Annotated in this window: 17 protein-coding genes; 11 read left to right on the plus strand and 6 right to left on the minus strand. The window is 42.4% G+C overall.

Features of this window, described 5'->3' with window-relative positions:
* Window positions 1–97: 97 nt before the first annotated feature.
* Window positions 98–1,051 (minus strand): cysteine synthase CysM, encoded by a 954-nt coding sequence (gene cysM / locus JMX63_RS05665; protein ID WP_201571538.1) that lies wholly within the window; start codon window positions 1,049–1,051, stop codon window positions 98–100.
* 605 nt (window positions 1,052–1,656) lie between these two features.
* On the opposite strand from cysM, the gene JMX63_RS05670 reads away from it, so the two are divergent.
* From JMX63_RS05670 to tsf, 10 genes are all read left to right on the plus strand, one after another.
* On the plus strand, window positions 1,657–5,316 hold the full coding sequence (locus JMX63_RS05670) for a hybrid sensor histidine kinase/response regulator (protein ID WP_201571505.1): 3,660 nt from the start codon (window positions 1,657–1,659) through the stop codon (window positions 5,314–5,316).
* A 223-nt stretch (window positions 5,317–5,539) separates the two neighbouring features.
* A complete protein-coding gene (locus tag JMX63_RS05675; RefSeq protein WP_101204229.1) occupies window positions 5,540–6,352 on the plus strand; it encodes a crotonase/enoyl-CoA hydratase family protein in 813 nt (270 codons plus the stop codon).
* A 354-nt stretch (window positions 6,353–6,706) separates the two neighbouring features.
* Window positions 6,707–7,966 carry a multidrug effflux MFS transporter gene (locus JMX63_RS05680; protein WP_201571507.1) on the plus strand — a complete coding sequence of 420 codons (1,260 nt, stop codon included), beginning with the start codon at window positions 6,707–6,709 and terminating at the stop codon, window positions 7,964–7,966.
* 357 nt (window positions 7,967–8,323) lie between these two features.
* Window positions 8,324–9,193 carry a transporter substrate-binding domain-containing protein gene (locus JMX63_RS05685; RefSeq protein ID WP_201571509.1) on the plus strand — a complete coding sequence of 290 codons (870 nt, stop codon included), beginning with the start codon at window positions 8,324–8,326 and terminating at the stop codon, window positions 9,191–9,193.
* Between the two features lie 12 nt (window positions 9,194–9,205).
* Complete coding sequence (locus JMX63_RS05690) at window positions 9,206–11,386, plus strand: ATP-binding protein (RefSeq protein ID WP_201571510.1); 2,181 nt, start codon at window positions 9,206–9,208, stop codon at window positions 11,384–11,386.
* 61 nt (window positions 11,387–11,447) lie between these two features.
* A complete protein-coding gene (locus tag JMX63_RS05695) occupies window positions 11,448–11,810 on the plus strand; it encodes a response regulator (protein ID WP_057758425.1) in 363 nt (120 codons plus the stop codon).
* Between the two features lie 30 nt (window positions 11,811–11,840).
* Window positions 11,841–12,290: a chemotaxis protein CheX gene (locus JMX63_RS05700; protein ID WP_057758427.1), complete on the plus strand. Its 450-nt coding sequence runs from the start codon at window positions 11,841–11,843 to the stop codon at window positions 12,288–12,290.
* 35 nt (window positions 12,291–12,325) lie between these two features.
* On the plus strand, window positions 12,326–12,775 hold the full coding sequence (locus JMX63_RS05705; protein WP_057758429.1) for a chemotaxis protein CheX: 450 nt from the start codon (window positions 12,326–12,328) through the stop codon (window positions 12,773–12,775).
* Between the two features lie 466 nt (window positions 12,776–13,241).
* A complete protein-coding gene (rpsB, locus tag JMX63_RS05710) occupies window positions 13,242–14,027 on the plus strand; it encodes a 30S ribosomal protein S2 (protein ID WP_201571511.1) in 786 nt (261 codons plus the stop codon).
* 376 nt (window positions 14,028–14,403) lie between these two features.
* A complete protein-coding gene (gene tsf, locus JMX63_RS05715) occupies window positions 14,404–15,285 on the plus strand; it encodes a translation elongation factor Ts (protein ID WP_057758434.1) in 882 nt (293 codons plus the stop codon).
* Between the two features lie 156 nt (window positions 15,286–15,441).
* On the opposite strand, the gene JMX63_RS05720 is transcribed toward tsf, so the two are convergent.
* The 4 genes from JMX63_RS05720 to hflX form a co-directional block, all read right to left on the minus strand.
* Window positions 15,442–16,248: a lytic transglycosylase domain-containing protein gene (locus JMX63_RS05720; RefSeq protein ID WP_201571512.1), complete on the minus strand. Its 807-nt coding sequence runs from the start codon at window positions 16,246–16,248 to the stop codon at window positions 15,442–15,444.
* A gap of 485 nt (window positions 16,249–16,733) precedes the next feature.
* Entirely contained in the window at window positions 16,734–17,423 is a 690-nt protein-coding gene (locus JMX63_RS05725; RefSeq protein WP_201571513.1) for an LrgB family protein, read from the minus strand.
* A 16-nt stretch (window positions 17,424–17,439) separates the two neighbouring features.
* On the minus strand, window positions 17,440–17,874 hold the full coding sequence (locus JMX63_RS05730) for a CidA/LrgA family protein (RefSeq protein WP_201571514.1): 435 nt from the start codon (window positions 17,872–17,874) through the stop codon (window positions 17,440–17,442).
* A 378-nt stretch (window positions 17,875–18,252) separates the two neighbouring features.
* Window positions 18,253–19,680, minus strand: a complete 1,428-nt coding sequence (gene hflX, locus JMX63_RS05735; protein ID WP_201571515.1) for a ribosome rescue GTPase HflX — start codon at window positions 19,678–19,680, stop codon at window positions 18,253–18,255.
* A gap of 306 nt (window positions 19,681–19,986) precedes the next feature.
* Here hflX and JMX63_RS05740 point away from each other — a divergent pair, with 306 nt between their 5' ends.
* Entirely contained in the window at window positions 19,987–20,787 is an 801-nt protein-coding gene (locus JMX63_RS05740) for a lysophospholipid acyltransferase family protein (RefSeq protein WP_201568507.1), read from the plus strand.
* A gap of 173 nt (window positions 20,788–20,960) precedes the next feature.
* On the opposite strand, the gene JMX63_RS05745 is transcribed toward JMX63_RS05740, so the two are convergent.
* Window positions 20,961–22,001, minus strand: coding sequence for an aldo/keto reductase (locus JMX63_RS05745; RefSeq protein WP_201571517.1), 1,041 nt, complete (start codon window positions 21,999–22,001; stop codon window positions 20,961–20,963).
* Window positions 22,002–22,003 lie beyond the last annotated feature (2 nt).

Here is a 22,003-nt window from a genome sequence, read left to right on the forward strand (position 1 = left end):
ACAATATTGACCTTGCTTGAAGTATTACGTTTACATCTGCACTTGGCCGCTTTGCACTTTTTTTAAATTAACGATACTAAATGGTATTGCTTATGCATTAATTAACTTCTGCGCTGTTATCCGTATTGCTATCGTCAACGTTATATAAACCCGTTGATAAATAACGATCGCCACGATCGCAGACAATAAAAGCAATAACAGCATTAGGATTTTCTTTTGCCACTTGGGTCGCTGCCCATGCAGCTGCGCCCGAAGATACCCCAGCAAAGATACCTTCAGTCTTCGCCAATTTACGCATATAGACTTCAGCAATACGCTGATCGATATCCATCACTTCATCAATCAAGTCTGCATCAAAAATACCTGGCATATAAGCCGCTGGCCAACGGCGAATACCAGCAATAGATGCTTCTTCGTTAGGCTGTAGGCCGATGATTTTGACGTCTGGATTTTGCTCTTTTAAATAACGTGACACACCGGTAATCGTACCTGTCGTGCCCATCGAGCTAATAAAATGCGTAATTTTACCTTCGGTCTGTGCCCATAGCTCAGGGCCTGTAGTCAGGTAATGTGCTTGACTATTATCAGGATTATTAAACTGATCCAATACAACCCCTTTGCCATCTGCTTGCATCTGTAATGCCAAATCACGCGCAGCTTCCATACCTTCGTCTACTTCAATCAGCGTTGCGCCATAGGCAATCATGGCATCTTTACGCTCTTGGGTAGAGTTGGTCGGCATCAGCAACGTTATCGGGTAGCCACGCATCGCAGCAACCATGGCCAATGCAATACCAGTATTGCCACTAGTGGCTTCAATCAACATATCACCAGGCTTGATATCACCGCGTTGTTCTGCTTGATAAATCATATTAAAAGCAGGACGATCCTTTACAGAACCCGCTGGATTATTGCCTTCAAGCTTAGCTAGTACTGTGGCACCATTGGCAATGTGCTCTTGCTCAGGCAGGCGTTGAAGTTGTACCAGCGGCGTTTGACCAACGCAATCAGCGAGGGTAGTAATTTGAGTAATGAAGTTAGCATTTGACATGGCCGTAGTGGACATAAAGTATCCTTTTCTATTTTTTAAATATGTTTTTAATGGCTTGTTTTTGATGGAAGCGCTGTTTTTATTGTTTGATCATAATTTTAGACAGTCGCTTGGGTTATAGGTTTACGGTGATAAGCGAGCTAAAAACGAAAGGCATTAGAGTGCGCTCTCATATGTTATGACTATGAGCGATATATTGTGGTAAATAAAAAGTGGCTTTATTATATCATTTTGTTTTCAGCTGCGCTTATCGCATCAAGGATTAATAGTCACTGTATTAGGTCAATGTCAATGTTACGTTGAGGGTTGCAAAAGTAGGACCATTGCTGAAAGCCATATTCTCTTTGATACAGAGTAGTTGGCACTCAGTTATAGCGTTATTTATCACATGGAATGCCTAACCAGAACTTAGAGAATCCTGTTAAGATAATCTTGAGCTGTATAGTAGTTGCCTCGTCAAAATCAGTTACTTTATTAACGTTCAGTGGCTTTATTAAAAATAGCGCCTTACCCAGATGCTCTGATATGACGCGCTGCAAGTATCACGAATACTGACATTATCACAAAAATTCACGGCAAGAACCTTAGTAGAGAGTAAACCTAGCATGGCATATAAAAAACGTTTCGATACCAGTAGTGCTTATGGTCAGCTGATCATACTGGTGTTTTTGCCTATCTGTGTATTGGCAGCAGTAGGCGGCATTTTGGTATTTCACGAAACCATGCGTGCAAGCGACTCTGAGCAAGAAGTATTGGCCGAAGCGGTACTTATTCGTTATACGCCAGTCATAGCTGAACTGATTCCTGAGCTACTAGAACAAGAGCGCCAACAAGTAGGGAGTAGTGCTGAGAGGACCCAGCAAGCGGCAATGACGACGTTAGAAGGTATCCAAGATAAGCTCGGACGTATGCAGTCCGAGCAGCATGTACAGCGCATTGCTATTATTAATGAAGGCAATCAAATACTGGCAACAGTCGGTTATGGTCTCAATGAAGAATGGCCGCTAATCAGTGATTCCGCAAGCTTTTTGTCACAACGCCCAACGCCTGTAGGCACAGCGTATGGCAGTGTATTGGGAGAATTTGAAGGGCAAACGTTGTGGCTGCTCGTCGATATGGATAATGAGCCGCTCTATATTGCACGCTACCGTATTGCGATGGCGTTAGTGATTACTGGTTTGTTTACTATCTTGATTCTACTACTGAGTTTAAATATCTATTCGAAACGTTGGATCGCCCCTATTTATGAGCTGCGTTTGCAGTTACAGCGTACCCATGTTGATAATTTATACCAACCTGTACCAGTAGAGTCAGATGGCGAGCTGAATTTATTACAGCAAGATCTAGTCAGAACATTGCGCCGCTTGCATAGAAGCTTTCAAGAGCTCAAAGACCATGCCGAGCAGACTGAAGATGATTTACGTTTGGCATTTGATGAGATGGAGATGCAAAACATCTCTATTCGAAATGCACGTGATGCAGCGATTTCAACCAGCCAAGCCAAGTCTGCATTTTTAGCCAATATCAGTCATGAACTGCGCACACCATTGAACAGTATCGATGGTTTTATTAATTTGCTGGCACGTCATGGTGAGCTTAATCCTGAGCAGGACTTGTATGTACAGACCATACGTAAGTCCTCAGCACATTTGCTCGCTTTGGTAAATGATGTCTTAGATTTTTCTAAGATTGAAGCAGGCAAGCTGGTATTGGATCGCCATGAGTTCGATCTCTATGACACTATTTATGATGTGGTCGATATGCTATCTCCGGTCTCTGCGGAGAAGGGTTTACGCATGGCGGTGCTTTTTTACAATGATGTGCCGATGCGCATCAACGGCGATGCCCTACGTCTTAAGCAAGTATTGACCAATATCGTTGGTAATGCCATTAAGTTCACAGATAGTGGTGATGTGGTGGTGCGTGTTAGCTTAGATGACCACCGTGATAATTATCTGATGATTAGTGTGCAAGATAGTGGTAAAGGTATTTCTCTGGCAGATCAAAAAATGCTGTTCCAAAGCTTTAGCCAAGGCGACCCATCAATCACACGTCAGTATGGCGGTACAGGGTTGGGTCTGGTTATCTCCAAACAGTTAACACGCTTGATGGGCGGTGATATTGGGTTTCATGATAATGCTCAAGAAAATATTGCCAATCAAGGTGCGACGTTTTGGTTTCGCATGCCAGCCCATGTCGACGTGCTAGAGGCAGCCACAGGGCAGACGATTGAATTGCCAGTATTGGCGCCACTAGCAAGCGAGACCGATGAATTTAATGTACTGGTTTGGATTAATCATACCGCTTCCATACAAGTACTCAAGGCCAGCCTGCAATATTTACCGATTAAATTGACTCAAGCCAACTCATTACCGGGTGTGCTTGAGTCATTAAAAGAGCATGGTAATTATTGGGATTGGGTCATCGTTGATGATGACACGCAAGACGATATGATGGCGCTCCTCAAGCAAATTCGTCTGCATTATCAAGGCAAGCTTGCTGTGTTTGGCTATCAAGTGGCGGCTGATCAAGCACTGCTAAACCGCTATCATGCCAATATACTGTACGAACCATTAGACAAAAGACAACTCTATGCGATGCTCGATACTCAAAGCCGTAGTACGCCGCAAAGCCTGCAGGAACCACGCTGGAAAGGGGTCACTGTACTGGCAGTTGATGACCATTTGCCCAATTTACTAGTGCTTGATGCTCTATTGAGTGAGCTAGGTATTCAGGTAGTCACAGCGAGTAGTGGATTTGATGCTATTGAAATTATCAGTAAACAACAAACCAAAAATATTAAAACTGCCAAGAGCGATAAACAAAGCCTATCGAATAAAACACAACTCTCTAAAGCAGAAACACGTGATGAGATAAATAAGAAAACAAATAGCGCGTTTTATCATGAGGACACGAGCGCTGATGATAAAGCGGCTACGCAAGACAAAGACAATATTGATCTGATCTTCATGGATATTCAAATGCCGCGGATGTCGGGACACGAGGCAGCTAAGCAGATTCGAAATATCGAAAATGCGGATAGTCGTATCCCTATTATCGCTCTGACCGCGCATGGGTTGGCAGATGAACGTGACAAACTTATAGCTAGCGGTATCAATGACTATGTTGGCAAACCGATTAGCCAACCGCAGTTATTGCAAGTGCTACAGAAATGGCTTGGTCGTAAGAGTACTACACCACAATTGACCGCGCTGCCTGATACAGATTTGCAGAGCTTTGGCTTACAGAATTCTGATTTGCAGGGTGATAATTTACAAGATGCTAATGTACAAGGTGCTAACGTAAATTGTACCGACTCATCAGAGGCTGAGCTAACTGCTATTGACTCGCTGCGTGGTTACTCAATCAATGATAATGATTTATCGAACGACTTGCTCTCCAACAATGTAAATGGGCAAGAGACTCAAGCCAGTTCAGATATGTCTTCAGATACATTAACCGCTACTTATCCAATAATAAGAGGAGACGGGGTAGATCGTAATAGTACTTCTGTCAGTAGCGAGCCAAAAATTACCCGTCCACTATCCCTGAAAAAAATCCGTGATGATTATCTGCGTGATAGCCAGCCTCGTGAAGGCTATAGACGAGATACTGCGCGCGATATTCAGCCACGCTATGAGAGCTTACGTCTACAAAAACAAGGTCAGTCGCCACTACTACAATCAACAACAAAGTCTATCGACAGCTCTCAAGATAAAAGCTTTCAAGATAAAAGCTCTCAAGATAAAAGCTCTCAAGACCAAAGCTTTCAAGATAGAACAGCTCACGATAATACGACTTTGCACGAGCAAATCAATAATGACCTTAGCAACAACAATATAAGCAAAAGTGATACCTCAAACATTTTAGATTGGCAAGATGCGCTCACTCGTTCAGCGAACAAACCTGAATTGGCGGCCAAGCTGATTATCATGATGATCGATACTATCAATGATGAAAAACAGGCACTCATTCAGGCATGGGAAGCGCATGACCGAAATATGCTGGCACAAATTGCCCATCGTATATTGGGCGGTAGTCGATATACAGGTGTACCACAATTGCGTCAGGCTAGCCAAGATTTAGAAGATAAATGCCTGCTGAATGTACAGCATACGACACCTGTGCAGTTTGCAATGATTGAGCCATATTACGAGGCATTACTAACGGCGCTAGACAACTTGCAAAAGGTGGATTTATCTTCTTATCCGCAGCTTAATTATCATCGCTTGAGCGAAAATGACATGACATGGAAAATGATATAAGTTGACGGTAAGGTAAAATAGATAAAATCATTCAGATTCAGAGAGCGATAGGTAATCTTGTTAGATTTGCTTATCGCTATCAACTAGGTACTCTGTGTCTGCTGTATATGAAACTGACTATAGTATCGTGGCAGTCAGTTATTACTACGGTACAACAAAGACAAGCCTGCTAATATTGTGAATATTAGAACCATATATGTTTTATTCATTAATAAGGATTGTTATGAACGCGATTGCAAGTTACCAGTATGAGACCTTACAAGTTAGTATTACAGACAACATACTGACGGTTACCTTAAATCGTCCACATAAAAAAAATGCCATGAGCTTTCAGGTAATCAATGAGCTGATTAAGCTAGCAGGTCGCATTAGCAAGGACAGAACCATACGCGCAGTCATTCTAAATGGGGCAGAGGGGACGTTTTGTGCAGGTATTGATTTAGGAGACTTAAATCATCCAAAAAACACAGCATTTGCGCTTTGGGAATTGATTAAACCATGGCAAAGTGCGTTCCAACGAGTATGCTTGGTATGGCGTGATCTGCCAGTACCTGTCATAGCGGTGTTGGAAGGATACTGTATCGGCGCTGGACTACAGTTGGCGTTGGCTTGTGACGTACGTATCAGCCATCCTGATTGTCAGTTATCTATTATGGAAGCTAAATGGGGGTTAGTGCCAGACATGGGGCTGACCCAATCAGCATTTGGGGTCCTACGAGAAGATACTCTAAAAGAGCTCGCCATGAGCGCTCGTATCATCGATGCTAATGAAGGCAAAGAGTTAGGCTTGATTAGCCACTGTAGTGAAGCGCCTCTTGAACAGGCACAAAAGCTTGCTGCCGAATTCGCAGAGCGCTCTCCTGATGCAGTGCTAGCAAGCAAACGCGTGATAAATGCGATGTATGATCAACCTGCTAAGACTTTGTATAAAGAAAAAGCATGGCAGCTTAAAATGATGCTTGGTCGTAATCGTAAACTTGCCCTCAGAAAAGCAAAGCAGGCCAGCACCTTATTTGGCAAACGCCAATTCCGCTAAATTTTTGCTATCAGTAAATTTTCTAGTGTTATTTTCGTTTGATTCATTCTGATAAAAAAAATTGCTATCTAAGAAAATTAGACATATTTTGATAATTATTTTGACGATTTTTAATTGTTAACGGTTGTTTCGCCAATATCTTATAGCCATTGAAATGCAAGCAGATAGCACGATATAGCATTGTCTGCTTGCACCGATGTGGGTAAAGATGCACTATTGTTGTTAAAGTTATCTATTTTGATTACTGGATAAGCCAGTAAAATGACGAAAGCCTACCTAACAACACGTGCAAGCAATTAAACGTCGAAAAATAAAATATCAAAAATAATAGCCACTATATAAAACGGTCTAAATATGTCTGCTTCAAAACCCTCCCTTCCAAACAAACCTATCGCTTCTGAGCGAGTGCGCTCTGCTGATTTGCCTGTTGCATGGATTATGATGCTTGGGCTGATGGTTGCGGTAGGCCCATTATCGATTGATATGTATCTGCCAGCATTGCCATCGATGGCCGATGATTTCGGTGTTTCAACGGCCTTTATGGCCAACTCTGTCCCTGCATACTTTTTGGGCTTGGTATTTGGGCAGCTATTTTACGGACCTTTTAGTGATCGTGTTGGCCGTGTCAAACCTTTATATATAGGTATGACGTTATACGTTATCGCTTCTATCCTTTGTGCGACCACTGATAATGAGTACGTACTGTTTGCGGGCCGTACTTTACAAGCGTTGGGCGCGTGCGTCGGTGCAGTAGTTACTCGTGCCGCAATTCGAGATCGCCTCACTGCAAAACAAACGGCGAAAGCTTTTTCCATCATGATTTTAGTAATGGGCTTAGCACCCATATTGGCACCATCGCTTGGCGCGCTATTCTTACAGTTTTTTGATTGGCACTCTATCTTTTGGTTTTTAGCTGCATTTGGTGCTCTCAACTTGCTACTTACTAAGTTTTTCTTTTTTGAAACTTTGACCGAAGAAAACCGTAACGTACGTCCTGCAAGAGAAGTGCTCAGTCAATATTGGGATTTATTAAAAGACCCGACTTTTAACTATCCAGCAATTGGTGGCGGCTTGTTAATGGGAGCAATGTTTGTCTATATCAGCTCGGCCTCTGAGCTAATCATGGATACTTATGGCGTCTCAGCAACACATTTCGCTTGGTTGTTCGGAATGAATGCGGCGGGTTTTGTAGGTTTGACTCAGCTTAACCAATGGCTTACCAATCGCTTTCGAATACTAAGTATTTTACGATTTGGGGCGATGATGCAGGTTATCTCTGCGGGTGTGCTATTCGTGACTGGCTTGCTTTTAGGGACCGATGCTTGGCTACCACTAGTGCTGGCTTGTATCTTCTTTTGTATCGCAGGACTGGGGCTGACCCAGCCCAATGCTTCTGCAATTGCGCTCGCTTTTCAGAAGCGCCGTGCTGGTATGGCAAGCGCACTACAAGGCTCGTTGATGTTTTCAGTCGGTATCTTTGGTGGTTTATTATTGAACCTGTTTCCAGTCAATCCAGTCCTCAAGGTTGGTATTGCCCTGTTCTCATTAATGAGTCTCGGTTCCTTCCTGATTTGGAAAATTGATCGTAATCTCAATTTGGATGACGCAGAGTAAAAGCGTTTCGATTTTAAGATAGCTGTATTTTAAAAAGCACTCATACGTTCATAGCGTATGAGTGCTTTTTTGTGCACTCTATATATTTTTCTTCAGAGCAAAATTAGATTTTATAGATATTTTATATGATGGAATTTATTGATTATAAACAAGTATATGTTTTTTATAGTTATATGCAGCCTTTGCTATATATAGCTTACCTTAAATAATGACCAAACATAATTATTGCAATCATGAAATTAGACAAGTACTATCTAGCGTAACTTTCTGTAAGTGAATATGTATAGACATTGCTTAACCTTGCTAGATTGTCAATTAATTAAAATGTAAAACAACGTTAGGTTTCAAGGATAGATTATGAAGCAGTTATATCGAGCGTTACCGATTTTGTTGAGTGTTGGCCTATTTGGCTGTGGTAATTCTGCTACTCAAGAAAGTGCAAACGCACCAGTAAAGGAAAACACAGATAGCTTTGTGAGTAAGCTACCTGATACAGCGCCAACATTGAAAGTTGCCATGACTGGTGATTTGCCGCCTTTTTCATTCCAAGATGACTATGGCAATATGCAAGGCACTGATGTTGATTCAATTCGTGCTATTGGTGAAGAGCAGGGATTCAAAGTCGAGTTTTATAAGGAAACTTGGCAAGATATGTTCGATAGCGTTGAATCAGGAAAGCGTGATCTAGCGATTTCTGGTATTTCTTACAAAGACGATCGGGCAGTGAGATATGGTCTATCAACACCATACTTTTTCAACCCAGCTACTATCATGTATTTGGAAGGTAAGTTTGATATAAAAGGCTTAAGCGATATAAAAGGTCTAAAAGCAGGTACGTTAGAAGGCTCTAAAGAAGAAGACACGCTAAAAGAGATGGGCAGTTCAGTTGAGCTAATTTCAAGACCTACAGCATTTTTGGCGTATCAGGATTTGGTTCAAGGTAATACAGATGTCTTCTTGTACGATATGCCAGTCTTACAATATATCGTCAAAGGCTATCCTGAGCATAAAGTGAAAATTGTACCCTATGAAGCTGCAGATGCGCCTTCAGCCCAGCAAGTGGTGCTCATGGCAAAAGAAAATACTCAGCTTATCAAAACGGTTAATGAAGGTATTGCCAAACTAAAAGAAAAAGGGACATTTAAAGAAATTGAGGCGCGCTGGTTGGGTGAAGCTGACCCTGCTGAAAAGAGCGACTCTGACACCAATACTAAGCAATTGAACTAAGGAATTCTGAAGATGGCAACCGTACCTAATGTTGACAATAAGCGCTATCAAGGTCTGATTATTTCAATTGCACTATTTTTATCTCTAATCGGTGCTTTGCTTGCGTTCACGTTTTATACCTCAAATTTATTAGAACGAAACACGGCTTTAATTGACCAAACTAACCAAGTTGCAAACAGTGCACAGGCAGTAATTAAAGATCTTTTCGATTTAGACAGTAGTTATGGTGAGGATACTAACTCTCCGCACATACAACGAGTGCTAAGCCGTTTAGAACAAAATACTGCGCTAATCACTAGCTCGATTGCTGCTATTGAGCAAGGCAGTACAATTACAGATGCAGAAGGTAATAGCTATGACTTGCCAAAAATTGATGGTAAAGCACAAACCAATATTGCTGCGGCCAATGAGCAATGGAAAGCGCTAGAGCCCAAAATTCAAACATATCTAAAAGATGCTGATAATATCATGGTAACGTCTGCTGATGAATTGACGCAGGCCGTTGAACAGGCGAAAACATCAAGTTTGTTTATTAACGATTCTTTGGATAATTTGACAAAAGACGTGTTCGATAGTGCACAACGTCAAGCAACTACCATTCGTCTTATTCAGGTACTTGGTGTTGCCGCTATCTTTACCTACTTCCTAATTTTCGTATTCTTCTTTGTACGTCGTCTACGTGAGACGGATGCTGAAGCATCTGCCGCTCGTCAAGAAACGCAAGAGATTATGGAAACGGTAAATACAGGTCTTTTCCTACTTGATAAGGACTTGAATATTGGTCAACAGCATTCTCGCGCGCTGAACAATATCATCGGCTCTGATAGCTTAGCAGGGGAAAACTTTACCAATGTCTTGCGCGGTCGTATCTCTGATAAAGACCTCAAGACCACACAGCAATTCATTGAGCAGCTCTATAACCCTCGAGTGAAAGAAAAACTGGTAGATTCACTTAACCCGTTAAACAAGGTCATGCTACATAACCTATCTGAAGACAAGAGTCTTGATAATCGCTTCTTAGATTTTAAATTCTCACGTGTTTATGATAATAAAGACATTGCCCGTATCTTGGTCAACGTGAACGATGTATCAGATGCAGTCTACTTAGAACAGCGCCTAGAAAAAGAGCGTTCACAAAACGATATGCAGATTGAGATGTTAACGACTATCTTGAATGTGAATCCAAAGATTATTAATGAGTTTATTGGTAATACACAAGCGCATATCGAGAAAATGAATAATATCTTGAAAAATCCTGGTAGCTCACAATACGAGCTTGAAGGCAAATTGAAAGCTATTTATCGTGAAATGCATAGCTTAAAAGGTGAAGCATCAGCACTAAAACTACATAGCTTTACAAAGATTGCTTCTGATGCTGAAGACAAGTTACATGCATTACAAAACCAAGGTCAGTTGTCTGGTAATGACTTCTTGCCATTGGCAGTACATTTGGATGATTTGCTTAGCTTATCGAACACGATTGCGACGTTGGGTGAGCGTATCAACCGCTCAGCACCGTCAGCAGCTAAGGCGTCAACCGTACAAGCATCAGTCGCTACTCAAAATCCAGTAGCAGATCATGCAGCTAGCAATGCTGACTTCGATGGTGGGCTAGATATCGACTTAGACAATGAAGCAGATGACGATTTATTGTCTTTTTACAATGAATTTACAAAAGAAATTGCTGCAAGACAAGGCAAGCGAGTACAGCTAAAAAGTACGACGCTGACCCAAACCAGCATTCCGGCGCATCTTGCAAAGCCAATCAAAGAAATCAGTATTCAGTTGCTACGTAATGCGGTAGTCCATGGTATCGAGTCGCCAAGTGTGCGTCATACTGCTGGCAAAACTGACGTTGGGACCATTGATTTAGAAGTGCAAGACAACGGTTCAAACTTTATGTTGGTGGTGCAAGATGACGGACAGGGTATCAACTATGACAACATCCGTAATAAGCTGATTCAAGAAGGTCGTTTCGGTACGGAAGAGGCAAATCAGCTTAGCAAAGGCGACTTACTCAAACAGCTGTTCTCTTCTGGATTTTCTACCAAAGAGCACGCAGATGAAGACGGTGGCCGCGGTGTTGGACTTGATATCATCAAAGCAAAAGTAAAAGAGTATGATGGCAAGCTTAACGTAAATAGCGAGCTAGGTCAGATGACACGGTTTGTCATTACTTTACCTAAAGCTTAATCAAAATAGTAATTATATTGTCAGGGACGACAAGCACTTCATTAAAGGTAGTAGATAAGTTATGCATAAGTTAATGATTGTTGATGATTCAAATATTATTAGAAACCGTATTCAGCGCGCATACGATTCAGGAAAGTTCATGTTGGTTGCAACAGCGACCAGCGGCGTTCAAGCCATCGAAAAGTTCAATGTCCACCGTCCTGATGTGATCACCATGGACTTAACCATGCCACAAATGGATGGGCTAGAGTGTATTGAAAAAATCATCGCGATTGATCCTGAAGTACGCATTTTGGTTGTATCAGCGTTATCGGATAAAGCCACCGGCATTGAAGCACTGTCGTTAGGTGCCAGCGGCTTTTTGTGCAAGCCTTTTTCGGAAGAGGAGCTTGTAGAGTCTTTGTATGAGCTGATGCAAGACTAATACCATTCATCGACCAAAGCAGATGTCATTATGAAAGAGCAAAAGCTACAGATTTTTTTAAGTATTATTAGTAATTATTTTGACCAGTTTGGTGGAGAAGAGCTTATTGCTGATACTCCTTACTTACTAGAAAACAAACAGCCAAAAGTCCACGATTATACGGGCGTGATTGGTATATCTGGTGGCCAAAAAGGCGTGGTGTATTTTTCGGCAACGCGTGACTTGCTGTCTTCAATCTTAGACAGCATGGGCGAGACCGATAAAAGTGAAGAGAACTATGTAGATCTGGCTGGGGAAGTGGCCAATACCATCGCAGGCAATGCACGCAAAGAGTTTGGCTCAGAGTTTCATATCTCTGTACCATTTGTGTTCAAAGGTGCGCCGCAAAGTATTGTATTGCCGAACGATGAGCGTTCTTTTATTATCCCCATCACTTGGCATTCTCAAGTAGGCGAGATTGTGGTTTGTTTGCAAGATTAATGCTGCCACGTAATACAGATGGATATTAATATATTATGGTTAAAGTAGAAAAATTGGGTGTGTTTCTAAGCTCGATCAATGCGTTTTTTGCGCAAATCGATGGCTCGGAAGTGTCAATTGATACCCCTTACTTGAACAACAACAAAAGCGCGATTGGCTTTGACTATAGCGGTGTCATTAAGATATCAGGGCCTTTAGAGGGCTGCGTCTATGTCAGTGCACCAAGCGTGATGTTGCGAGAAGTCATCAAAGTGATGGGCGAGCCTGACTCTTCAATCACGATGATGAAAGATTTGTTGGGTGAAATGGCCAATACAATCTCAGGTAACGCTCGGACAGAGTTTGGTTCAGAGTTTATTATCTCTCCGCCGCACATTGTAGAGAGTGCGCCAAGCGTGTCTTATTTACCTAAAGATCGTCAAAGCTACATCACACCATTTACGTGGCGTGGTTACAAGGCGGTCATTGGTATTTGCATTGCATAAGTTATAGTCAATCACTCTGTAAACGAGTGATAACTATAAAAGAGTGACGGCGGTAACCCTGCTTGAAAAATAGCTGTTAAAAAGACAATCATGAAAAAAGCGATGCAAATGTGTCGCTTTTTTTTGTTTTATTATCGCCATAGTTTGTTTTTATCTTATTGATACGCTACAAACAAACTGCTGGAGATTTCAAGACGTTATGTGATAAAATACAGCGCAGCTATTTTTTATAATTCACTTTATAGTTTAGATTTAGGCATTTGCTTCGATCTAGCGATAGCTTCTTTTTTTAAACCAACCAATGACACACACATCATGGCAAAAAATTGCTGGGTGTTTGGCGACTTGATTAATTTGTGATCTGTTAGTGCTTTACTAATGAAAACTAACTGGTAGCAGATGCGTGTCGCTAAATAGGCTGTTTTTGTGATGTGGAGGCATAACCCAACCAATAGGATATATTCTCATGGCTACAAAGAATCCAACCAAAATCGAAATGCGCGACTTACTACAAGCAGGCGCTCACTTTGGTCACCAAACACGTTTTTGGAACCCAAAAATGGGTCCATACATCTTTGGCGCACGTAACAAAATCCATATCATCAACTTAGAGCACACCGTAAAAGCGTTCAACGAAGCGTTGACTTACGTAAACGGCCTAGCTGCTAAGAAAAACAAAGTATTATTTGTTGGTACTAAACGCGCTGCAAGCGGTATCGTACGTGAGCAAGCAGCTCGCGCTGGCATGCCATACGTTGACCATCGCTGGTTAGGTGGTATGCTGACTAACTGGAAAACTCTACGCCAGTCAATCAACCGTCTAAAAGAGCTAGAAAAGCAATCAGAAGACGGTACTTTTGCGAAGTTAACCAAGCGTGAAGCGCTAGAGCGTACCCGCGATATGGAAAAGCTTGAGCGTTCACTAGGCGGTATCAAAGACATGGGCGGCCTACCTGATGCAATCTTCGTTGTAGACGTAGATCACGAAGCCATCGCTATTAAAGAGGCTAAAAACCTAGGTATCCCAGTTATCGGTATCGTTGATACTAACTCTAGCCCAGACAACGTTGACTACATCATCCCAGCTAACGATGATGCTATCCGTGCTGTGACTTTGTACGTAACTTCTATGGCTGATGCTATCATCGCTGGTAAAGAATACGCACAAACTCAAGCTGGCGGTAAAGCTGAGCAAGCACCTGCTACTGAAGAAGCACCAGCTGCAGAAGAAGCTACAACTCCAGCAGAGTAAATAGCTGAGTTAAAAAGTTTAACTTTGTAAGGATATCTTGATAGTGTGGCTATCAGCATCCATATAATGTTATGAACAGCGTATAAGCTCATAATAGGCATGATGTAGTTTTACTCGTCATGCCTTGTTATTGAATAGAGCATTATTAATGAGGCCGTTATACATAACTGAGTAGCTAATGGGCGAGTATTATCGTTCGTACTGGCTATAGCACTATGTTTTTAAGATGTTATCTTTTTGACATCATTGATGGCTATATTAGAAATGACTCAAAATGAGCTGTCTGCTAGACTTTAAGTAATACCAAGATATCGAATAGAAATACAGCATTTAGAAATACAGCACTCCTATACATAACTATACTAAGGTGACTCTTATGACAGAAGTAAAAGTATCTGCCAAAATGGTAAAAGAATTGCGTGACCGTACTGGTCTTGGCATGATGGAATGTAAAAAAGCGTTAGAAGAATCAAACGGTGATGTTGAAGTTGCCATTGATAACCTACGTAAATCTGGTCAAGCTAAAGCAGCTAAAAAAGCGGGTAACATCGCAGCTGACGGCGCTATCATCATCGCTCAAGGCGAAAACAAAGCATTCTTGTTAGAAGTTAACTGCCAGACTGACTTTGTTGCAAAAGATGATAGCTTTACTGCATTTGCAGAAAAAGTTGCTAACCTTGCGCTAGAAAACAACGTAACTGACGTTGCTGCTATCTCTGAATTGTCTTATGGCGAAGGTCAGACTGTTGAAGAAGCACGTGTATCACTAGTTCAGAAAATCGGTGAAAACATCCAGATTCGCCGTGTTGAAACACTTGAAGGTGCTAACATCGCTGCATACCGTCATGGTCTGCGTATCGGTGTAGTGGTATCTTTTGAAGGTGGCGACGCTGACACTGGTAAAAACCTTGCTATGCATATCGCTGCATTCAACCCTGTTGCTGTAGATGACGAAGATGTTGCTGCTGACGTATTGGCACGCGAAAAAGACATCATCGAAGCGAAAGCTCGTGAGTCTGGCAAGCCTGACAACATCGTTGAAAAAATGATCGAAGGTGGCCTACGTAAGTACCTAGACGAAGTAACTTTACTACGTCAGCCATACGTTATGGACAACGACAAGAAAGTTGGCGAAGTCCTAAAAGCTGAAGGCGTAAAAGTACTTGGCTTTAAACGTCTAGAAGTTGGTGAAGGCATCGAGAAGAAGCAAGAAGACTTCGCTGCTGAAGTTGCTGCAACTCAGGCTGCTAACAAGTAAGTAGCAAATAGTGTTGGATCAGGCTGTGAGTCCTTAATTGTGGCTCACAGTTTGGCTTTATTACTCTTAATGCATCAAGATATAAAGCATCCAAACACAAAAAAGCCCATTAATTCGTTAATGGGCTTTTTTATGTTTGGATTTTAGGTAACTGGCTTAGCGTAAAGCAGCATAGGCTGAGTTGGCATAGCTGGCACTATTCACATTGCTGCTAGTGCCATAACTGACATTTTGTAAGCCATTACTTGTACTGGTGCTACTGGTTTGATTGTTAGCACTGATACTTGCACCAAACAGTCCTGCATCGTTCTTATACAAGCTATGATAACGGCTCATCACTCTTTGAACATAGTTACGTGTTTCTTTGAATGGAGGGATGCCACCGTATTTATCGACATTGCCTTCGCCCGCATTGTAGCCTGCGACAGCATGTTCGACATTGTTATTGAAGCGGCGCATGAGCCACGCGATATACTTGGCTGATCCTTCGATATTATCTGCAGGGTTCCAAGGATTGCTCACATTGAATCGGCGCGCAGTCGCTGGCATTAACTGCATCAGGCCTTGTGCGCCTACTGGTGAGCGTGCATTTGGATTAAAAGCTGATTCAGTGTGCATCATTGCTTTCATTAGGGCAGGGTCCACACCGTTGCGCTCAGCGGACGCACGAATGTAGCTGTCGTAAGAGTTGCGACTTCCGCTATTGCTAGCGGCGCTGCTACCATAGCTATCGCTGCTTCCGTCATACATCTTAGAGTCTTTATAATAAGTTACTTTTACTTTTTTCGTAAACTTATCAAAATTTCCACTAGGATTGACGTTGGTCAACAGTACTTGTCCACCTTTGTCTTTGTAGATATACATGTTACCTGCATTGGCAGCGACAGAAAAGGTCGAAAGAGCAATGGCACTTAGTAAAAGGGGAGATAAGCAGCGAGTCATCAAAGTAGCCGTATTTATCATAGTAAAATCACTTTTTATCAAATAACAGCAAATTATTTTGCCTACATATGCGTTGATTTAGGCGCTTAAGCGGTTACTGATTTTGCAGAATTATTTAGCCCACTGTGAGGACAGCAGCTTAGCAATTATCACTTTCAATAAGGAACCACTTGTAATAGATACAAAAAATAATAGTTGCTTACTATAACATATAATAACTTTTTGGCGCATCAGATTGACAAACTAAGTTGTAAAATCAGATTTCTATTATTAAATAACCTTAGATAAATCAATGTACTAACTTTTCTAAGTGACTTAATGAGCCATTTGTAGTCGGTTTTTTCGTTTATGAATTCAGACAAATAAAGTGTCTCAATTTTTTAAGAAATAATAATGACATTTGAGTAGTCGAGGTAATATTCAATCTGAAATTAATAATAGGTAAGCCTATTAATGGTTAGGTTCTTAAAAATATAAGAATAGTTTAGGTAGGGTTCTAGTTACGACTAGATACCGATAGCACTGATAAAGATAGGCACCCAAACCGCGGTAACCAACCCGTTCACTGCCAAACCAAATGCAGCATAACGTCCGGCTGTGTGACTGATTTGCCATGCCTCTACTGTACCAAACGCGTGAGCTGCTAACCCCAGTGCTAGACCTTGAGCACGGTCGTCATTGATACCGCGGAACAAAAAGCGAGCGACCGTACCACCTATCAATCCTGAGACGATGATAATTAGGTTAGCCATTGCCAATGGTGCTTTGATTAAATCTGCGACACTCAAGCCAATCGGCGTCGTCACAGAGCGGGTAGCGAAAGCCAATAGGGTCTCATGACTGAGCGAAAATAAGTAAGCCAGGGACATAGGCAGTAATGCGCCAACGACGCTAGCAATAGCGACAATTAGAGTGAGCTTTTTGACTGGTAAGCCTTTAAAGTTCATCGCCGCCAGTGGCACAGCCAAGAGTACTGTCACATATCCCAACAGATGGTCAAATACAGGTTTTGCCGCGCTGTAATAGTTGTTGTAATCCCACTGCAGTACAAATAGGAAAACAAGTACCAGGACAAGTGCGGTAATGACCATCGGTAGCCATGACCACTTACGTGCCAATACACGTGCAATTACGTGTGCTGCTAATGTCAATAATATTGCGGCTAGGGTTGCCATAAATACGCTGTCAAAAGTCATAATATCTCTCCGCAGCTCACGGCTGTCCTTTTGGCTCATTGGTAGGCGTACTATCAGTGTTTGCAGCATGGTTAAGCCAGCGATTGGCCAATAATGCCAGTCCCCACAATGGTATGAGCGTACTAACAATCATCGTTATCATCACACCCAATAGCTCATCTCCTAGAGCAAATAGCAACAAGCCTGCACCAGCAGAAACTGGTAAGAAGGCAAAACCACTATCGACTAGTAAAGTATTACTGGCCTGTGTGAGCCAGCTCGGCAACCCTTTAAGCAGTCGCCACGCCATCAAAATAACAAACATCGCAACCAAACCGACAATGTTGGCCGCTTTTTCGATGCCTGCCATTTGACAGAGAACAACCGCCGTTTCTCGAACAACGATGACCATGGTCAACGTTAGAATTAACGCAAGCCATAGTGGGAGATGGGGAGAGTGAGCAGGCTTCATAAGCAATTCTGGCCAAGTCAGATATAAATGGATGGTGTACCAAACAAAGTATGTTGATTACACCAAGAACACAACGTAGAAAATGATGCTATAAATACTGATAGTAGCAATGATTCACTTTTAAAGTATTAACGCTATCTATCAATATTTGTTGAATGTATAACAGGCGATTATATAGAGAGTGGAGCAACTAATAAAGCCTATGCGCCGTGAATCGTCATATCCAAAAAAAAATAGACGATATCAATGGATATCGTCTATTCTATTTTAACGTACTATATAAGGGTTTTTGGTCTAACAGTATGAATCAAACGTTCATTCAACTACTGTCGCAAATGACTCACTTTAACCATAGTTCTTATTTTGCAGAAATGATCATTATTTTTCTGAATCAGCTATTTCTGAGTGTAATGCATCAAACTCATCAAATGCTTTTTCCTCAGCCTCTGTCATAGTCGGCTCTTCAACGTCATCAACTTTTTCAAACTCTTCGAGTACCGGCATCAGTAGTGTTGCTTGTGCAAGCGGCAACACATTGATAGGTTTCAAGTTAGCTTGACCCAGTAGCTGTCTTAGACGGTCACTTGGCAAACGAATCGTCAGACATTCACGACCCGTATCGTCATAGCTTTCTTCTTCAATAACACCTAATTCATATAGAGTGTTTTTGAACTGTCCAGCATCATACGGCAAGGTCAAATCAAACGTCGTCAGTTTACCTGTCAGTAGTTGCTGTACGGCAAGCGTTAGCTCTTCCATACCGAGATTCTGTCTAGAAGAAACATAGACGCGGTTTGGCTGACCTTCGCTAGCATAGCCGATATGTGCAGGCTCATCAGTCAAATCAATCTTGTTGTAGACATTGAGCACAGGTACATCGTTATCGATTTCTGCCAATACCTCTTTGACCGCCTGAATCTGCTCGTGCATGTCTTCGCTAGAAGAATCAATGACGTGCAATAACAAGTCTGCTTCTAACGTTTCCTCTAAGGTCGCATGAAAAGACTCAACCAGCTCATGCGGCAGATGACGGACAAAACCAACCGTATCGACTAAGACGACACGACCAACTCCCTGCCAGTCTAAACGGCGTAGAGTAGGGTCTAGCGTCGCAAATAGTTTGTCAGCAGCGTAGATGTTTTCATCGACCAAACGGTTGAACAAAGTAGATTTGCCCGCATTGGTATAGCCGACCAGTGAGATGGTCGGTACGTCTGATTTTTGGCGACGGGCACGACCTTGCGCACGGGTCTGACGGACTTTTTCTAGTTTGCTCTTTAGCTGATTGACTCGCGTCTGCAATAAACGACGATCGGTCTCAAGCTGGGTTTCACCAGGTCCACGTAGACCAATACCACCTTTTTGACGTTCCAAATGCGTCCAACCACGTACCAGACGCGTTGATAGATGGTTAAGCTGAGCCAGCTCTACTTGCAGCTTACCTTCGTAAGTACGAGCGCGCTGCGCAAAAATGTCCAAGATTAAACCAGTACGATCCAACACGCGGCACTTCACTAGCGCTTCGATATTACGCTCTTGTGATGGCGACAAGCTGTGGTTAAACAGTACGATATCGGCTTCGTGTTCGCGCACCAATTCTGCGATTTCTTCTGCTTTTCCGCTACCAACGAAGTATTTGGCGTCAGGGCGCGAGCGTGATCCCGTGACCAGTGCCAAACGATCGGCACCTGCTGAATCAGCCAACAGCTCAAATTCACTAAGATCGTCAGGATCTTGAATTTGGCGGATGTCTAAATGTACTAAAATGGCGCGTTCGCCACCTTCATGTCTTTCAAAATAATCCAAAGAGTATCACCTATTTAATAAAGTAAATGTCTCGCTATGATCAGCTCAAGAAGCTTTGACGTAGCGTTCATATGATTATCTATATATGGTCTTATCACTTGATATTAAAGCGTATTAGCATAATTAGCGATGGTTTTATGTTACAGCGTTTGCTGCGGATAATTTTTTATAAATCTGCTTTATTACCCATTTGTATAAAAGTCAGCATTCACTGAGTGAACAAGCTATCACTGAGTGTGCGAACTTTGTTATACTGGGCTCGTTTTTTGACTATTAAACACCCGTTATTTAATCATGAGGGCGAAGATGAGCCAAGCTAAATCAAGCTTTTCACTCAGACGACAGTTGAGCCGAGGCCGTCAGGTTGCTGGTATGACCACGACCATGGTCGGTGGCATACGCGCGGCAAAGCGTATCGGTGCATTTAAGCAGCCACCACGCGAAACCCTACCACGCTATATCCAGACATTCTGCCGCAAGATGGCAGGCTCTTTTGGGGTAAAAGTGGTAGAAGTGGAACCTGTAGAGCAGTTCCATGGCTTGTGGGTATCGAATCACGTGTCATGGATGGATATCCCTGTCGTTGGTACTGTGAGCCCAGCGTTCTTTTTATCCAAGGCTGAAATCGGTGAATGGCCTGTATTTGGCAAACTTGCTCATGCCGCAGGGACGCTTTTCATTGAGCGTGGTTCCGGTGATGCAAGCTCAGTATCGGCGCAGATTGCTGACTTTTTAGCCAAAGGTTTTTCGATTATTTTCTTCCCTGAGGCGACGACCACTAGTGGTAAAAAAGTAAAGCGCATTCATGGAACATTGCTGCAAGCAGCCATTGATGCTGATGTGCCTATCAGACCGATCATCATCGCTTATGTCAATAAAGATGGCACACTAAGCGACGCATTGCCATACTATGGTAAGCTGACAATGAAAGAAAGCATGAAGAAAGTGCTTGATAGCAAAAATGTGACCGCTTACGTATTGCCACTCGCGCCTATAGATCCAGAAGGTCGTAATAAAAGCGAGCTGACCAATTTATTGCAAGCACGCATGAACGAAGGACTAGCAGATCTACATTCAAGAGTCCTTAGCGCACCAGTTGAAGACTGATTATTTACAGTTGAACTAGTTAGAGTTGAGCTAGTGTAGCTAATCTCAGCCAGTTAATAAAAGGGCGCAAATCGAAACGATTTGCGCCCTTTTTTATAAGAGATTTAATATAGCACGCATAATGTCATTTATTCAGTAAGCTCTATTAACATCCAATCTCTATAAAAGACCAACTATGGCGATGGATTAGGCTGCTGTGTATGCACCGCTTCAATCGCTTCTAAGACATCTGCTGTTAGCTCCACATTGACACTGTCGATGTTTGATTTGAGTTGCTCGGTCGTCGTCGCTCCAATGATATTACTGGTGACAAAATGACGAGAGTTTACAAAAGCCAAAGACATCTGCGCCATGTCCAGACCTGCATCTGCAGCTATCTTGGCATATTGCTCAGTGGCTGATTTGGCTTGCTCATTCACATAACGTCCAAAACGATCGTACATAGTCAGACGTGCACCAGTTGGACGTTTGCCATCAAGATATTTACCAGACAATACACCAAAACCAAGCGGAGAATACGCCAGTAGACCAACGTTTTCACGATGGGCAATCTCAGCCATACCGACTTCGTATAAACGGTTCAATAGGCTATATGGGTTTTGCACGGTAAGTGGTGGAATTAGACCGTTTTTATCTGCTTCCCACAGGTAGCGCATGAGTCCCCACGCGGTATCATTCGATAAACCATAAGCACGAATACGACCTTTGTTGATTTCATCGTTCAACGCTTGAATAGTCTCTAAAAATGGCGTTAAATCATCTAATGACTGTGCTGACATCTCTTCGTCATAGCCGCGCTGACCGAAAAAGTTTGTTTTACGTTCAGGCCAATGCAGCTGATAAATATCGATATAATCAGTTTGTAGACGCTCAAGGTTGCCATCAATAGCGCTGCTAATATGCTCGGCGTTAAAGCGCGTTTGACCATCACGCAAAAAGTCCATTGGTGATATTTTGCTAGCAAGGATGACTTTGTCACGCTGTTTGGTTTTATCAAACCAAGTACCCATAAAGCGTTCGGTATCACCCTGTTTGTCTTTATCTGGTGGTGACGGGTACATCTCGGCGGTATCCCAAAAATTCACACCCTCAGAGAGTGCCATATCCATTTGCTCATGTGCTTCGGACTCAGTATTTTGCTGTCCCCATGTCATCGTGCCTAAACAGATTTTAGATACTTTTTCATCGAGTTGCGGTAAGGTTTGATACTGCATAT

This window comes from Psychrobacter nivimaris, from assembly GCF_904846365.1.
GTDB lineage: Bacteria > Pseudomonadota > Gammaproteobacteria > Pseudomonadales > Moraxellaceae > Psychrobacter > Psychrobacter nivimaris_B.

Coding starts and splice junctions, on each gene's coding strand:
- JMX63_RS05685 (WP_201571509.1), top strand. CDS start 8,324: ATGAAGCAGTTATATCGAGCGTTACCGATTTTGTTGAGTGTTGGCCTA.
- tsf (WP_057758434.1), top strand. CDS start 14,404: ATGACAGAAGTAAAAGTATCTGCCAAAATGGTAAAAGAATTGCGTGAC.
- cysM (WP_201571538.1), bottom strand. CDS start 1,051: ATGTCAAATGCTAACTTCATTACTCAAATTACTACCCTCGCTGATTGC.
- JMX63_RS05745 (WP_201571517.1), bottom strand. CDS start 22,001: ATGCAGTATCAAACCTTACCGCAACTCGATGAAAAAGTATCTAAAATC.
- JMX63_RS05670 (WP_201571505.1), top strand. CDS start 1,657: ATGGCATATAAAAAACGTTTCGATACCAGTAGTGCTTATGGTCAGCTG.
- JMX63_RS05680 (WP_201571507.1), top strand. CDS start 6,707: ATGTCTGCTTCAAAACCCTCCCTTCCAAACAAACCTATCGCTTCTGAG.
- JMX63_RS05675 (WP_101204229.1), top strand. CDS start 5,540: ATGAACGCGATTGCAAGTTACCAGTATGAGACCTTACAAGTTAGTATT.
- JMX63_RS05730 (WP_201571514.1), bottom strand. CDS start 17,874: ATGAAGCCTGCTCACTCTCCCCATCTCCCACTATGGCTTGCGTTAATT.
- JMX63_RS05725 (WP_201571513.1), bottom strand. CDS start 17,423: ATGACTTTTGACAGCGTATTTATGGCAACCCTAGCCGCAATATTATTG.
- JMX63_RS05700 (WP_057758427.1), top strand. CDS start 11,841: ATGAAAGAGCAAAAGCTACAGATTTTTTTAAGTATTATTAGTAATTAT.
- JMX63_RS05705 (WP_057758429.1), top strand. CDS start 12,326: ATGGTTAAAGTAGAAAAATTGGGTGTGTTTCTAAGCTCGATCAATGCG.
- JMX63_RS05740 (WP_201568507.1), top strand. CDS start 19,987: ATGAGCCAAGCTAAATCAAGCTTTTCACTCAGACGACAGTTGAGCCGA.
- JMX63_RS05690 (WP_201571510.1), top strand. CDS start 9,206: ATGGCAACCGTACCTAATGTTGACAATAAGCGCTATCAAGGTCTGATT.
- rpsB (WP_201571511.1), top strand. CDS start 13,242: ATGGCTACAAAGAATCCAACCAAAATCGAAATGCGCGACTTACTACAA.
- JMX63_RS05720 (WP_201571512.1), bottom strand. CDS start 16,248: ATGATAAATACGGCTACTTTGATGACTCGCTGCTTATCTCCCCTTTTA.
- JMX63_RS05695 (WP_057758425.1), top strand. CDS start 11,448: ATGCATAAGTTAATGATTGTTGATGATTCAAATATTATTAGAAACCGT.